At 63.2% G+C, this 983-nt stretch carries 1 protein-coding gene; it reads right to left on the reverse strand.

What is annotated here, in order from left to right:
• Positions 1-983: immunoglobulin-like domain-containing protein (locus tag ACM6J5_RS18465; protein WP_414929106.1), on the reverse strand; the 983-nt coding region annotated here is incomplete at both ends.

A 983-nucleotide genomic window follows, 5' to 3' on the forward strand; every position in this document is an offset into this window, starting at 1 on the left:
CGGAGGTTTCGACTGCGGTCTGGCTCAGGGTCAGTTTTTCGAAGTTGTCCGCGCCGCTGACCGACTCCAGTTTGTTGACGATCGCTGCCTGGCCGCCGGTGAACACGTCGTCGGCAGCGGCGATGGTCGCCGTGCCAGTCGCGGTATTGGCCGGGACGGTGATCTTGGTGCCGTCGGAGAGGGTGAACTCCAACGGACCATGGTTATTGATCGGCAGACCGGCCGCGTTGGTCAGGGTCACGGTGTAGGTGACCGAACCGCCTTCGGCCACGCTGGATTTGTCCGCAGTCAAGGTAGCGATGACTTCGCTGACGGTGTCGGTGATGGCCACGTTGGCTGCGGTGCCGTCGATCACCAGGTTCTCGAAGGCCTTGCCGTCGACGCTGGCCGAACCGACGGTCAGGCTCAGGTTGCTCGGGTCCTTGTAGACGTCGTCGCCCTGCACTGGCGCGGTGTAGATGGCCGACAGCTTGCCCGCTTCAATGGTGACGGTGCCGCCGTTGCTCAAGGTGACCTTGAGGTCATGGTCGAGTTTCTGGTCAACCTTGACGGTGAAGGTCGGCGCGAGGTTTTCCTGCACACCGCCGTTGCCTTCGATGCTCACCGTGACCTGGTCGCCCTGACCCGATGGTTCATCGGTGACAGTGGTGGTGAGTTGGTCCTTGCCAAGGGTCAACTTCTCGAAACTGTCAGCGCCGCTGACGCTCTCGAGTTTGTTGACGATCGGTGCCTGGCCGCCGGTGAACACGTCGTCGGCCGCGGCGATGGTTGCTGTGCCGGTCGCGGTGTTGGCCGGGACGGTGATCTTGGTGCCGTCGGAGAGGGTGAACTCCAGCGGACCATGGTTATTGATCGGCAGACCGGCCGCGTTGGTCAGGGTCACGGTGTAGGTGACCGAACCGCCTTCGGCCACGGTGGATTTGTCCGCAGTCAGGGTCGCGATGACTTCGCTGACGGTGTCGGTGATGGCCACGTTGGCCGCG

The organism is Pseudomonas sp. IT-P74, from assembly GCF_949768175.1.
GTDB lineage: Bacteria > Pseudomonadota > Gammaproteobacteria > Pseudomonadales > Pseudomonadaceae > Aquipseudomonas.